Annotated in this window: 14 protein-coding genes; 6 read left to right on the forward strand and 8 right to left on the reverse strand. The window is 40.0% G+C overall.

Annotated elements, in window-relative coordinates; all coding sequences use genetic code 11:
• Positions 1-49: 49 nt before the first annotated feature.
• The 6 genes from CSC79_RS15130 to CSC79_RS15155 all read right to left on the reverse strand — a co-directional run bounded on the left by CSC79_RS15130 (position 50) and on the right by CSC79_RS15155 (position 4,939).
• On the reverse strand, positions 50-523 hold the full coding sequence (locus CSC79_RS15130) for a hypothetical protein (RefSeq protein WP_099296582.1): 474 nt from the start codon (positions 521-523) through the stop codon (positions 50-52).
• Positions 523-1,665 carry a PepSY-associated TM helix domain-containing protein gene (locus CSC79_RS15135; RefSeq protein WP_099296583.1) on the reverse strand — a complete coding sequence of 381 codons (1,143 nt, stop codon included), beginning with the start codon at positions 1,663-1,665 and terminating at the stop codon, positions 523-525. Before CSC79_RS15135 ends, CSC79_RS15130 begins: the two co-directional genes overlap by 1 nt.
• A gap of 425 nt (positions 1,666-2,090) precedes the next feature.
• Entirely contained in the window at positions 2,091-2,915 is an 825-nt protein-coding gene (locus CSC79_RS15140) for a mechanosensitive ion channel family protein (RefSeq protein ID WP_099296584.1), read from the reverse strand.
• Between the two features lie 45 nt (positions 2,916-2,960).
• On the reverse strand, positions 2,961-3,668 hold the full coding sequence (locus tag CSC79_RS15145; RefSeq protein WP_099296585.1) for an LrgB family protein: 708 nt from the start codon (positions 3,666-3,668) through the stop codon (positions 2,961-2,963).
• Positions 3,661-4,047, reverse strand: coding sequence for a CidA/LrgA family protein (locus CSC79_RS15150; RefSeq protein WP_099296586.1), 387 nt, complete (start codon positions 4,045-4,047; stop codon positions 3,661-3,663). Before CSC79_RS15150 ends, CSC79_RS15145 begins: the two co-directional genes overlap by 8 nt.
• 100 nt (positions 4,048-4,147) lie before the next feature.
• Entirely contained in the window at positions 4,148-4,939 is a 792-nt protein-coding gene (locus tag CSC79_RS15155; protein ID WP_099296587.1) for a crotonase/enoyl-CoA hydratase family protein, read from the reverse strand.
• 262 nt (positions 4,940-5,201) lie between these two features.
• Here CSC79_RS15155 and CSC79_RS15160 point away from each other — a divergent pair, with 262 nt between their 5' ends.
• From CSC79_RS15160 to CSC79_RS15180, 5 genes are all read left to right on the forward strand, one after another.
• The gene (locus tag CSC79_RS15160) at positions 5,202-6,407 is read left to right on the forward strand and encodes an efflux RND transporter periplasmic adaptor subunit (RefSeq protein ID WP_237114037.1); all 1,206 of its coding nucleotides are present in this window, start codon (positions 5,202-5,204) and stop codon (positions 6,405-6,407) included.
• A gap of 11 nt (positions 6,408-6,418) precedes the next feature.
• Positions 6,419-9,529, forward strand: a complete 3,111-nt coding sequence (locus tag CSC79_RS15165) for a multidrug efflux RND transporter permease subunit (protein ID WP_099296588.1) — start codon at positions 6,419-6,421, stop codon at positions 9,527-9,529.
• A 112-nt stretch (positions 9,530-9,641) separates the two neighbouring features.
• Positions 9,642-9,962, forward strand: coding sequence for an HI1450 family dsDNA-mimic protein (locus CSC79_RS15170; RefSeq protein WP_099296589.1), 321 nt, complete (start codon positions 9,642-9,644; stop codon positions 9,960-9,962).
• A 60-nt stretch (positions 9,963-10,022) separates the two neighbouring features.
• Complete coding sequence (locus CSC79_RS15175; RefSeq protein ID WP_099296590.1) at positions 10,023-10,838, forward strand: DUF481 domain-containing protein; 816 nt, start codon at positions 10,023-10,025, stop codon at positions 10,836-10,838.
• Positions 10,839-10,855: 17 nt separating this feature from the next.
• Positions 10,856-11,305: a hypothetical protein gene (locus CSC79_RS15180; RefSeq protein ID WP_099296591.1), complete on the forward strand. Its 450-nt coding sequence runs from the start codon at positions 10,856-10,858 to the stop codon at positions 11,303-11,305.
• 58 nt (positions 11,306-11,363) lie between these two features.
• Here the strand turns inward: CSC79_RS15180 and CSC79_RS15185 are convergent, their stop codons facing one another.
• Together CSC79_RS15185 and CSC79_RS15190 are read right to left on the reverse strand one after the other, a co-directional pair.
• Positions 11,364-11,849, reverse strand: a complete 486-nt coding sequence (locus CSC79_RS15185; protein ID WP_099296592.1) for a peptidylprolyl isomerase — start codon at positions 11,847-11,849, stop codon at positions 11,364-11,366.
• Positions 11,850-11,861: 12 nt separating this feature from the next.
• A complete protein-coding gene (locus CSC79_RS15190; protein ID WP_099296593.1) occupies positions 11,862-12,773 on the reverse strand; it encodes a transcriptional regulator in 912 nt (303 codons plus the stop codon).
• 185 nt (positions 12,774-12,958) lie between these two features.
• Here CSC79_RS15190 and CSC79_RS15195 point away from each other — a divergent pair, with 185 nt between their 5' ends.
• Positions 12,959-13,210 carry a succinate dehydrogenase assembly factor 2 gene (locus CSC79_RS15195; RefSeq protein ID WP_099296594.1) on the forward strand — a complete coding sequence of 84 codons (252 nt, stop codon included), beginning with the start codon at positions 12,959-12,961 and terminating at the stop codon, positions 13,208-13,210.
• Positions 13,211-13,247: the final 37 nt, after the last annotated feature.

A 13,247-nucleotide genomic window follows, 5' to 3' on the forward strand; every position in this document is an offset into this window, starting at 1 on the left:
TAAACAAATAGGTGTTATTCACTATAAAGTGAACAACACCTATTGCCAATTATTTATCACCAATGAGTTGTTGCGGAATGTCCCAACTTTGCTGGAGTAATTCATTTTGCCACGTTTGAATAGTGACCCAAAGCTTGTCATTTTGGCCAATAGTCACAGGTGCAATTGCATGAGCGTGCTGGCCGTGATCCGTGCCATGCATTATACCTTCGTCACTTTTAGCAAACTCACTTAATGGGAGTGGTGCAGGGCCTATATTCAAGTATGCCTGACGGATATTATTAATTTCACCTTGGTTAAACGCTAGATAAAAATCTTTAACATACTCGTTGTGGTGAGAATATGGCTGTTCCATGTTAAGTGGCATGGGGGCTATTTTAAACCCACCAATGGTTTGTTCTTGCCATAGGTCAGGAAAGGTTGGGTTTAAAGCTTGGTAAATAAATATACAGGGTAAAATCAAAACCAAAGCATTGAGTAAGTATTTTTTTTGTTGCCACCAAGTACTTTGTAAACGCGCCATTAGTTTGCCTCCGCAGTATTGCTGATAATTGCTGAGCTTGTTTTTTTAGCTTTAACTAGTTTTTTTGAGTACATCATAAAGCCTGTAATTGACATGCCACTTAGAATAACACCAAAAATAAACCAAATTACCTTGGTCCAGATACCGCCAATTGTGCCGTAATGCAGAGGGTCTGCAATGTGAGATAATGTTTGTAAGGTGGTCATTGTTTCAGGGCTTTTGCTCGTGGCTATTTCACCTGACCATGGATTCACAGAGGTCGAATATGAGTAACCATCGTAAAAAATTGTATCACCCGCACCCATGATGTTGTACATACCACGATTGTGTTCAGGCAGCATGATATAAGTAGGAGTAAAATCGCCAAATTTATTTTTAGTCAAGGCAACAGCATTATCTAAACTAATAGGTTGAGTGTTTTTAGAACTGGGTAATTGAGCTTCGCTTACTAAAGGCGCATGCTCTTCAATATCAATTTCGTTATGCCACATAATTGATTGAGCCAAGTACCAAAGCCCAGTTAAGCTCATGATGGCCATAAACCAAATTGACCACACACCACTGACCGTGTGCAAATCTTTTAGTAGAGTTTTACGACCTTGGTTGAAGCGAATTTTAGGTTGGGCAAAGGCGCGCCAAAAACTTTTGTAAATGATTAAGCCGGTGATCAATGCCCCTAGAATAACGATTGCCATAGCACTGACTAGGTAATAACCAACACTATAGCCTTCTTGCCATGGGAAAAATAACCAGCCATGTAACGTCCGCATAAACTCAACGAAGGAAATTGTTTGATTGATAGCCTGCACTTCACCAGTATATTGGTTTACATAAGCAACAGCGTAAGGTTTATCTGTGTCGGTAAAAATTATCGCGTTAACCAGGTAAGGCTCATAGCTAAGAATGCTCATGACATCGGCGCTAGGGTGCTGACTTTTTAAGCTTGCAATCAGTGTGTCTTTTGATTTTTCTGGTAAATTATCTGGGTTTGTTGCTCTTGCAGCAGAATTTGTCAACCATGTTAACTCGTGGCTAATTACCGATACGGTTCCAGTGACACAAATAAAACAAAATAAAACCCAGATTGGTAGCGAGCACCAACCATGCAACTGAAACCAAAACCGTTGGCTTACCTTTGCCATGTTAACCCCTGTATTGTAAATAGTAAGTATTATCAATTCTTTTTGCGATTGTACTACTAAAGCTTAGAGAAACTCAATTGCTTTGCTAAATGCTCTTCTTACAGGGGGGAAGTTAGGGTCTGTTGACCTTTGCGGATTGAAATTTGTTCAAAGAGGGGCGAATTAATCGCGGCGCAAGGTTTGTAACCAAGTGGGTTAAGTCAAAACCGAGCAAAGCTTCCGTGTCCTGCTCACGCCCCTTAGCACCATTTAGGCAACAAAGCGTATATCGCCCTAGATAGAACCCGAAGGGCAGCGCCTGTTTGGTATTGATGCTGCGTTATCGCCTATTTATGGGGAATAACCACACCACATAGATGCTGCCTTGCCTAAATGCCAAACAGACTTCTAAGATTTAACCTAAAAATCAACAGACTAGTGTTTTGCTATTCTTTATTAAGCGTAACCACTCGTTGCGGAAAGGGTATTTCAATATCAGCGCCTTGAATAGCACTATAAACACCGCCGTTAACAGCAAGTTTTGTTTCAATAATTTTGGTCGTTGGAACCCAATAACGGTAACTGATAGTAACGCCACTTTCGGCAAAGGCTTCTATGCCAACCTGTGAATGTGGGTTATCAGCCACTAAATCATGTTGGGCTAGCACGTTTTCTATCAGGTTAATTGCTTGGTCTGCACTGGCATCATAGGCAATGTCAATTTCGCCTTTTACCAGTGAATAGTTAAATGAGTTATGAAGAATTTCACCGACAATATGTTTATTAGGAATAGTGATCTCTACTTTTTCTTCATTAATAAGCACAGTATGGCCCAACTCAATGGTTTTAACTTGCCCACTAACATTTTTGACTTCGATTGTGTCGCCAACGATAAAAGGTCTTGTAGCAATAATTGCAAGACCAGCACCATAATTTGACAGCATGCCTTGCAGTGCTAAACCTGCACCGAGCGATGCAGCACCAATTGCCGCAACAAAAGGGGTAACACTAATACCTATTTTGCCAAGCGCTATAATAATAAACATAATTATCAATAATACTTTAACCACATTACTGACAAAGTTAGTTAAGGTAATATCAATATTGTTACGAGTCATAATACCCGCAACTACTTTAGACAGTTTTTGCGCTATCCATAATCCAAAAATGAGTATGAGTACCGCACCCACTAACTGCATGCTGTATTTGACCAAATACTCACTGATCATTGTGTAGTATTTTTCAACTTGCTCTATTTCTGTACTGATCATGAAAAGCCTATAAGTAAATAAAATTCAATTAAGTGAGGGAAGTTATCATAGCAGAAGTTGGCTGAGATAAGGATAAAGCCAAGGTACTATAATTGCCGTCAGTAGTGCACTTAATGCCATAGCAACAGACGAAAAAGCACCAATTTGCGGGTGTTTATTCAGTGCAGCAGCTGTTCCAATTGCATGGCACGCAGTTCCGATTGCAACGCCTTGGGCTTGATGATTTAACACGCCACTCCATTGCAAAATAATAAATCCAAAAAGCGCGCCTAGCAAACCGATAAAAATAACCATTGCAGCAGCTAAAGAAGCAATTCCTCCAAGGGAGTCCGTAACCACTAAAGTGATAGGTGTTGTTACTGACAAAGCGGCAACAGAGTGTGCCAGTTCCTTAGGGACAGCAAATACGATACTTAATAGAAAACCGACAACGGTTGCGTTAACAATGCCAACAACACTACTGATGAAAATAAGCAAAGCACTTTTTCGAACATGTAAAAATTGCTTATATAACGGGAGTGCGAGGGCGACAATGGCGGGTTCTAACAACCAGCTCAAAAACTGGGTGTGATAACTAAAAGTTTCATAAGGTATATTAAATAAGATCAGTATTAAGGCTGAAAAAACAATTGCTAAAAATACAGGGGTGGTTAGCGCAATAAAGGTTGTAGACTGGCTCAGTTTATTTAAATGTTTAAGTAAAATAAACCCTGTAACCACAGCGGGTATACACAACCACCACAAATTAATCATGCTGCGCTCGCCCTTTGAAGACGGCTATTAGATGGCTAATTAATAGCAGGCTAGTTAAAGGAACTAAAATTAGGCAGGCAACGATAAACTGCCAGTGTAATGAAATTAAGTTTAAATGTTCAATAAAGCCAACACCTGCGGGAATAAAAAATAAAGGCATATAATTCAACAAGGGAGATGCGCTAGGGGTAACATGGTGTTCTTTAATTAAACCAGTGAGCAAAAGCCCTAATAATAAAAGCATACCGAGCAAAGGTGCTGGAAAGCTGCCTTGAGTGAATTGCATGATTACTTTTGCAGCTGCGAGGCAGCCTAGAATGATTGCTATACTGAGCAAAAGCTGGGCACTTGCTTTTAGTGAAAGAGTAAAGGCAGACATATCAATGCTCTAAAATATTGGTTTTACTTAAGGAAACAAAACTTAATCATGTTTTGAATTTTTTCACTATGCGACTTTATAGCTAAGCATAGTGAAAGTGTTACCAACGTTTGCTGTTTTGATACTCAATGTTATCGTCACCTTTTGCTTTGGCGATTGCACGTTTGGTATTTTTATTGACCAACAGTCTAATCTGGCTAAATGTTTCTTTGGCGAGTATATGTCGTCGGGGAGTTGCATAGCTTTGCTGAGTAACTCGTTTTATCGCTGCCAGCGTATCGGGAGAACGGCTTGATAAAATAGTGATCATATTTAGGCACTCTTGCAAAGGGCCATCACAAACTTTAGTGACTAAACCAAGTTGATGTGCTTTTTCTGCATCAATTGGGTTGGCGTGGCTGGCTAACCAAAGCGCCTGGTCACGCTGTAACAAACTTGGCAAAATAACATTTGCACCCATATCAGGACAAAGCCCCCAGCGTGCTTCCATAACGGCTAATTTAGCATTGCTATGAACAAGTCGATAATCAGCGCCTAAGGCTATTTGTAAGCCGCCACCAAAGCAGTTACCTTGAATAATAGCAAAAACGGGTACGCTCAACGATTGCCAACCTAACACAACCTTTTGCGCTAAATTACAATTTCCAGGTAACCATTTAAATAGCAATTGGAGGATATTCATTGGATTTTTCATCACAGAGCTGACATCAAGACCTGCGCAAAAGTGCTCCCCTTCACCTTGAATAATGACAGCGCGAACTGATTTATTTTTTTTTATTTTTTTAATAATCTCGTTGAGCTGTTTAAACATAATGAAACTAAGTGCATTTTGTTTTTGCTCTCTAGCAAGTGTTACAAAAGCGGTATGCTGTTGAATTTCTAATTTAACCATGTCAACTCCTCTGACCTGTTTGGTTAGCTTACGAGTTAATTAGGATGATGTAAAGTCTGGGATATTTGCTGATAAATAAAGCGTATTTAGCGCTTAAATTGTTAACCTAACCTACAAAAAGTAACAAAGTGGTGTATATTTTTAATTGAACAAATTGCTATCTTATCCATCAATATTAGCCGACAAACGTGTAAAGCGTTTACCTGTATTAAAAATAATCATAAACCGTAGTTTAGCTTTAAACTACAAGGAGAATAAAAACATGTTTAAACGCTTAATGCCAAGTATGTTGATCACATATATGCTGTTGGCTATTAAAGGCACCTTAGCCATTACATTAATTACGTCGCTAGCTGGTTGCTCTGATGATAATTCAGCTAAACAGGCTGCACCAGCACCGGCTGTATCAGTGTTTCACGTGATTACTCAAGAAGTGGGTAATTATCGTGAATTTGTTGCTCGTACAGAGGCACATCAAGAAGTTAAAATTCGAGCTCGCGTTGAAGGTGAGTTAATTGAACGCCATTTTGATGAGGGGTCTTATGTTGAAAAAGGCCAATTGTTATTAAAGATAGACCCTTCAGAGTATCAATCGAGTGTGGCACAAATTGAGGCCGATTTAAAAAGTAAAACAGCGGGTGCAAATGGCGCTGAACGTGACTTAAAACGAGGTAAAGAGGTTGCAGCCCAAGGTTTTATTTCTCAGTCAGACTTAGACAAACTCACCACCAACTTCGATCAAGCAACAGCAGCCGTGAAGTCAGCTGAAGCAAGCCTGGAAAAAGCAAAACTTAATCTGAGCTATACCGAAATTAGAGCGCCGTTTGCTGGGCGCATTGGTAAGGTAAATTATGATGTGGGCAACGTTGTAGGGCCTGGCTCAAACGAGCTTGCTGAACTGACCGATGTGGATCCAATCTATGTTAATTTTCAGGTAGAAGAGGCTGATTATATTAGCTATCGTCAAAAGCATCAAAACACAAACGATAACCCAAAAAATGTAGCAATAGACTTAGCGCTTCGTCTACCAAACAACACTAATTTTGAATCTAAAGGTCAACTTGATTTTGCTGACACAAAGATTGATCGCAGTACAGGGACGGTTGAGCTTCGTGCCACATTTGCGAATGAAAAAGCAATTGTTATGCCGGGTTTATTCGTAACACTAATTGTTGAAAGTAAAGATAAACAGGCTCATTCACTTATACCGCAAGCTGCAGTGCAAGAAAACCAACAAGGTAAGTTTGTGTTAGTGGTAGGTGATGATAATAAAGTAGCAACACGTATAGTAACACTTGGCAGACGAATTAATGCTATGTGGGTTGTTGAGTCTGGCCTTGAAGAAGGTGAAAGGGTTATTGTTGAGGGTCTTCAAAAAGTGCGCCAAGGCGTTGAAGTTAAAGCTGTTGAGAAAGAAGTCGATCATACAACAGGTACCATTTCAAATAAATCAAACTCAGCGAGTTAAAGGGAGCGCTTATGATAAGTAAAACGTTTATCGCGCGGCCCAAATTTGCCTTAGTGATATCGATTGTGATCACACTGGCAGGTTTGATTTCTGTTGGCTTGTTGCCAGTTAATATGTACCCAGAAATTACGCCACCGCAAATACAGATCACCGCCGTTTATCCAGGCGCTAGCGCGCAAGTTGTTGAAGAGTCGGTTATTAGACCCATTGAAGAGCAAGTCAATGGTGTTGAGGACATGATGTATGTTGAGTCCAGCGCTAGTAATAATGGCACAGCAGTTATTACTGTATACTTTAAAGTGGGTACCGACACCGATATTGCTCAAGTTAATGTTCAAAATAGGGTGGCATTAGCCGAACCAGGATTACCTACTGAAGTGTCACGTCAAGGTGTTTCTGTAAAGAAAAAGTCGAGCGCAATGTTGCTTGGTATTAACCTTTATTCTGATAAAGAAAATATAGACGCAATATTCTTAAGTAATTACGCTACGAATTATTTAACCGAGCCTCTAGGGCGCATTAATGGTGTTGCATCAGCAGAAGTAATGGGTGAGCAAACTTACTCTATGCGCTTATGGTTGCGGCCCGATAAAATGGCTTCTCTTGGATTAACAGTAACAGAGATTAAAGCAGCACTACAGGAACAAAACACCATCGTCGCAGCCGGTAAACTGGGCGCTGCGCCATCACTGCCCAGTCAGCAATTCGAATATTCAATTCAAGCAAAAGGCCGCTTAAAAACACCTGAAGAGTTTGGTCAAACGATTATACGAGCAAATCAAAACGGGAACTTTGTTCGGTTAAATGATGTTGCCCGTATTGAACTTGGCTCGGCCAGTTACGGTACAACGGCAAAATTGAACCAACAAGACACCGCTTTTTTGGTTATTTATCAACTATCAGATGCCAATGCGACACAGGTAGCTAAAGATGTTAAGACGACGATGGCTGAACTTGCTAAGCAGTTACCAGACGGCGTCAAATATTCTATTCCTTATGATACAACTGAATTTATCAATCGCTCTATTGAAGAAGTTGTTGTTACTTTATTTCAAGCCGTTGGTTTGGTTGTGCTTGTGGTGTTTTTGTTTTTACAAAATTGGCGCGCGACATTAATTCCAACAATTGCTATCCCAGTGTCATTAGTGGGTACTTTTGCATTTATGATGGCGATGGACTACTCAATCAATTTAATTACTTTATTTGGCTTAGTTTTAGCGATTGGTATTGTGGTAGACGATGCAATTATTGTTATTGAAAACGTAGAGCGAATTTTAAAAGAAGAAAAGCTGCCAATTAAAGAAGCTGTTACAAAGGCAATGGCGCAAGTGACAGGGCCTATTATTGCCACTACCTTAGTGCTACTCGCTGTGTTTGTTCCTGTAGGATTTATGCCAGGGATAACGGGTGAGCTATATAAACAGTTTTCTGTAACAATCTCATTTGCGGTCATAATTTCTTCTGTGAATGCACTGACCTTGAGTCCAGCATTGTGCACTTTATTGCTTAATGAAAAAGCGATGCAACCAATAAAGTGGTTAGCACCTGTTGAGCATAGCATCACAAAATCAACTTCCGCTTACAGTAAGGTTATTCACTTTATTCTCAAGCGCGTAGGGCGTATGAGTTTGTTTGCTATTGTTATATTTGTTGCCGCTGCATGGCTCGCTAAAAGTGTGCCTACAGGCTTTGTACCAGCAGAAGATCAGGGCTTTGTATTTGTTGATGTTCAATTACCAGATGCCGCTGCTTCAGGGCGTACAGAAGAGGTGATGAAGAAGATTGGCGAAGTAATTAAAAATGAACCCACTGCAACCGATTTTATTGCGGTATCAGGCTTTTCATTAATTGGTGGAGCTGGCTCGAACAATGCACTTGGTATTGTAATTTTAAAAGACTGGGAGGAGAGAACGACACCAGAACTTGGTTTAAAAGCAACGATTGGCCGTTTGATGGGGCAATTATGGGCGATGCCAGATGCCCAAATAATGGTATTTAACCCGCCACCAATCCCAGGGCTTGGCAATAGTTCAGGTTTTGAATTCCGTCTACAAGATAGTGAAGGACGTGACCCTAACGAATTAGCACAAGTGCTTAATGGTCTAATTTATGAGGCTAATCAACACCCTAGCTTATCAAATGTATACAGTACGTTCCGTGCAAATGTGCCACAATACTTCTTAGAGGTTGATAGAAATAAAGCGAAGGCACAGGGCGTTGCACTGAGTGATATATTTATTACCTTACAGGCTCAATTAGGGTCACTGTATATTAATGATTTTAATCAGTTTAGCCGAACTTACAAAGTAATCATGCAGGCTGAAAGTGAGTTTAGGAAAAACCCCAGTGATCTACAGCATTACTTCGTCCGCAACGATCAAGGTGATATGGTTCCGCTGACTACGTTGGCTAAATTAGAGCCTATCCTTGGTCCTACCACATTGAACCATTTTAACTTGTACAGAAGTGCCAGTATTAGTGGCCAAGCAGCAACTGGGTTTTCCAGTGGTGATGCCATTGCGGCTATGGAAGAGCTTGCAGCGCAATTACCAAATGGTTATATATTTGAATGGGCAGGACAGTCAAAGCAAGAGATTGAAGCGGGGAATATGGCGCCAATTTTATTTGGTTTAGCGGTTATTTTTGTCTACTTGTTTCTCGTGGCACAGTATGAAAGTTGGACTATTCCGTTTTCGGTTATCGCTGCTATACCGCTGGCTATGTTTGGTGCAATGCTTGCGCTATATGTATTGGGGATGGAAAACAATATTTATGCCCAAGTTGGCTTAGTGCTCTTAATTGGTATGTCGACCAAGACAGCCATTTTAATTGTGGAATTTGCGATGGAAGAGCGCCTCGCTGGCAAGAGTATTTTTGAGGCTGCGCTAAGTGCGGCAACAATGCGATTTAGAGCTGTATTGATGACGGCATTTTCATTTGTATTGGGTGTATTGCCACTGGTTTTCGCAACGGGGGCTGGCGCAGGTAGTCGAGTATCGTTGGGTATTACTGTTTTAGCAGGCATGTTAGCTGCCACGATATTTGGTACATTATTAGTCCCGCTGTTTTATAGTTTGGTACAAACCATGCGAGAGAAAGTCAAAGGCACTGCTAATACTTAAAACTTAAAAAGACGCTATTTAAAAAAGTCAGGGAAACCTGGCTTTTTTTTGGCAAAAATTTTTTTAGGTTTGATACTATAAGGCAATTGATAATGTTGAAGGGTCCACTGTAATGACTGGTCCACGTTTATACAGCGAAGAAGAAGTAACACATCAAGCATATGATATCTTTTTAGAGTTAGCACCAGATAACTTAAGCGAACAAGATATTGAAGATTTTAATATGCACCGTGAAGAGCTTGGCTTTATTGAAGAAGGTGAGCCAGATGAACAATGGCAAGATTTTGTTGCGCTTGAGATTGAACCAGAGCACTTTTTACAGGTATTAGTCGGTTTGGAGTTTGAGAACCAAGATATTCTATTTGCCAAAATTTTAATTAGTCGCGATAAAGATGCCCCTTTTTGCCACATTTTATGGAAGGATAGCGAATAATCAGATGATCAATTTAGTACACCAAATAGTTAATTTCCTTACCATGTTAGTGGGTAAATAGTGAATCGTTTTATTCTGTTACTCTGCGTATTCGTCAGTTTAAAAAGCTGGGCAGTCGATCCATTTGAAGACTTCCATGAGTATGGACAACTATCAGAAGAGGAAATACATAAAATTCACCAAGGTGAATTACTTTATGGTGATACTGAATTTGGTTTTATCGTCAGCAGTGGTAATACAAATTCGACCAGCTTTAAACTTAAAGGCAATTTATATCAAGATCTCGAAAATTGGCGCAATCAATTTAAAATAGACACGCTTTATAAACGTGATGAAAATGAGGCAACAGGTGAGAATGAGGTTTCTGCTAATCGTATCTTTATATCTGCTCAGGGAAACTACAAGGTAGGTGTCAAAGATGCATCATTCTTTATTTATGGCGATTATGAAAACGATGAGTTTAGTGGCCTTGCATTTAAAAGCACATTAGCAACAGGTTACGGTAATCGTTTATATGAGGGTGAAAAAAACCAAGTCGATTTTGATATTGGGCCGGGCTTATATCGCTCAGTTGCAGATAGCGAGACCGAGCTTGAAGAGGGGGAAGATGCCACGAAAACAGGTTATCTTTTACGTCTAGCTCTTCAGTGGGAACGCACGGTATCTAAACGCACACGCTTTAACCAGGATGTAAGTATTGAGCAGTCTTTATCTGGGCTCAATTCACGTTTAAAATCTGAAACATCATTGATCAGTCAGCTTATGGGTGACATGTCTTTAAAATTTACTTACTTATATCGCTATAACTCAAAACCTGAAGACGATAAACTCAAATACGATTCAGAGCTTAGCGCGACTTTGGTTTATAGTTTTTAACCCCTATTGAGATTTTTATGTATAAAAATAAGCAGTATGCATTATTCATTTTTGCGGTCCTTGCTTGGATCGGCAGTTTTGTTGGACTTGCTTGGTATTTAATTGGCGCAGATATGCCTTTAATGGTGTTTGCTGGCATATTAATTCTGGTTGGTTATGTATTCCATGGCTTGACCATTAAGGTGGATCACACATCTATTAGCTGGGGTTTTGGTCCTGGTCTATTTGGAGATACTTTATTGTTGCAGGATATTGTGGAAGCGAAAGCTGTGGAAAATTCATTTCGCCATGGTATAGGCTTACGCATAACTCATGACGGTTGGATTTATACTGTGTCAGGGTTTAGTGCGGTGCAGTTAACAATGAAAGACGGTAGTCAGTACAGGTTAGGTACAAATGACCAAGCGGGATTACTTGCTGCATTAGATGGTAAGATTTGTCCGTTAGAAGCAACTGAGGCTGCTTAAAACTGTCCAAAAAAAGCGCCCTAGGCGCTTTTTTTGTAACGACCTAAACTCAAGTTATTTAGTGTTCGTGGCCGCAGCCGCCTTCACCATGAACATGGCCATGAGCAAGCTCATCAGCGCTAGCATCACGGACTTCAAGAACTTCTACATCAAATTTCAAAGTAACGCCAGCAAGCGGGTTATTTCCATCAACAATCACTTCATCTTCTTGGATATCAATAATCATAACTGATTGATCACCATCATCAGTCGTTGCTCTGAACTGCATGCCAACTTCAATTTCCATGCCTTCAAACATAGACTTAGGCACAGCTTGCATTAATTCATCATGGCGCTCACCATAACCATTTTCAGGTTCAACAGTTACGCTTAATGTATCGCCTGCCTGCTTGCCTTGCAGCGCATCTTCTAGGCCTGGAATCAAATAACCAGTTCCAATGATAAACACGAGTGGCTCGCCATCAAAAGAATTATCGATAGAGTTATTGTCATTATCCGTCACGGAGTAATGCATTTTTACCACTTTATTTTCTGCAATGATCATAGTCATTCCTATTTATTCGTCTTCAAGAGAGTAAGGCAGGACTTGAATGTTCAGCCCTACTTGTGGAGCATGTTTTACACGCAGTGATTGACTAGGTTCACTGTCGTTTGGCAACACAACAAGGCCATAAGAAGTACCTGATTCTTTATTGTATGCTTGCGCTATGATTTTTCCAGCTCGACGCCAGTTTTCGCCGATTTGGGTTTCTACATCTAATTCTTCAAATATGCCATCGCTTTTACCTGATACGATAAACATAGCGCGTTTATTTTTGCCTAAATACTTCATGCGAGCGACAGTTTCTTGACCTGTGTAGCAGCCTTTACGAAAGCTAATGCCACCAATCGCTTGTAAGTTAACCATTTGTGGTACATATTCACCTATAGCTTCATTGTTTAGCTGCGGCTCGCCAGCTAAAATTGAATGCTGTTGCCATAGTGCATCGTCCTCTAAACGGGTAACCGTCTCAGGTAATTTAAAGCCATCATTGAGCATAAGTAATAAGCGGTTTTCTGCTAGCTTAAGGGCTTTTCCTCCAGCAAAATCACAGGCAGTGATTTGCTCTGAAAAATCAAGCCCTAATTGCTCCTCTACTGAGCTTAAATCTTCTGCGATTAAACCGACCAATTGATTTGAAGATAACTCAATATCTACCTTTGAAAAGACAGCATATTTCTTAAGTTCACCTAATGATTGTTCAATTTCTGGTTCAGAGGCAACAAGAAAGTAACTATCTTTAAATGCAAATAATTTAGCGACACTCCACAGTTTGCCTTTTGCATTACAGTGGCCGGCCCAAAGAAAGTTATCTTGCTTAAGTATATTTATATCTTGGGTGATTTGGCCATGGAGATAGGCGAGTTTATCTATACCACTTATGCTGATCAGCTTGTGTGATAATGGGCATGCATATACAGTCGACATAAAAACCTGCTTTGCGAGAAATTTAGGTACTTATAATAACGTAGATGCTTCGATGGGTATAGATGCACTAAATGATAAATCAATACATTAGAAATTATTTCACGCAAAGATACGAAGTATTATTTAAAGCTGTTTATTCATAGGCATTTTGTTAAACTCAGTAACAACTAAGTACGAGGTAAAAAATGACTGAAATTCATAGTAAAGCACGTATTCGTTGGGCTTGTCGTCGCGGGATGTTAGAGCTTGATGTATTGTTTATGCCATTTGTTGAAGAAGCGTTTGATTCATTATCAGCAAAGCAACAAGCAGTGTTTCAACGTTTATTAGAAGCGGATGATCCCGACTTATTTGCTTGGTTCATGGGCCATCAACCTTGCAAAGACGCTGAACTAAACGAGATGGTGCAGCTTATTTTAAATCGAGTTCGTGTATAGATTTTGCGTTACAAATAATAAAGCAGATCATAAAGCA

The sequence above is a fragment of the Pseudoalteromonas sp. 3D05 genome, assembly GCF_002723455.1.
GTDB lineage: Bacteria > Pseudomonadota > Gammaproteobacteria > Enterobacterales > Alteromonadaceae > Pseudoalteromonas.

Coding starts and splice junctions, on each gene's coding strand:
- CSC79_RS15130 (WP_099296582.1), bottom strand. CDS start 523: ATGGCGCGTTTACAAAGTACTTGGTGGCAACAAAAAAAATACTTACTC.
- CSC79_RS15135 (WP_099296583.1), bottom strand. CDS start 1,665: ATGGCAAAGGTAAGCCAACGGTTTTGGTTTCAGTTGCATGGTTGGTGC.
- CSC79_RS15140 (WP_099296584.1), bottom strand. CDS start 2,915: ATGATCAGTACAGAAATAGAGCAAGTTGAAAAATACTACACAATGATC.
- CSC79_RS15145 (WP_099296585.1), bottom strand. CDS start 3,668: ATGATTAATTTGTGGTGGTTGTGTATACCCGCTGTGGTTACAGGGTTT.
- CSC79_RS15150 (WP_099296586.1), bottom strand. CDS start 4,047: ATGTCTGCCTTTACTCTTTCACTAAAAGCAAGTGCCCAGCTTTTGCTC.
- CSC79_RS15155 (WP_099296587.1), bottom strand. CDS start 4,939: ATGGTTAAATTAGAAATTCAACAGCATACCGCTTTTGTAACACTTGCT.
- CSC79_RS15160 (WP_237114037.1), top strand. CDS start 5,202: ATGTTTAAACGCTTAATGCCAAGTATGTTGATCACATATATGCTGTTG.
- CSC79_RS15165 (WP_099296588.1), top strand. CDS start 6,419: ATGATAAGTAAAACGTTTATCGCGCGGCCCAAATTTGCCTTAGTGATA.
- CSC79_RS15170 (WP_099296589.1), top strand. CDS start 9,642: ATGACTGGTCCACGTTTATACAGCGAAGAAGAAGTAACACATCAAGCA.
- CSC79_RS15180 (WP_099296591.1), top strand. CDS start 10,856: ATGTATAAAAATAAGCAGTATGCATTATTCATTTTTGCGGTCCTTGCT.
- CSC79_RS15185 (WP_099296592.1), bottom strand. CDS start 11,849: ATGATCATTGCAGAAAATAAAGTGGTAAAAATGCATTACTCCGTGACG.
- CSC79_RS15190 (WP_099296593.1), bottom strand. CDS start 12,773: ATGTCGACTGTATATGCATGCCCATTATCACACAAGCTGATCAGCATA.
- CSC79_RS15195 (WP_099296594.1), top strand. CDS start 12,959: ATGACTGAAATTCATAGTAAAGCACGTATTCGTTGGGCTTGTCGTCGC.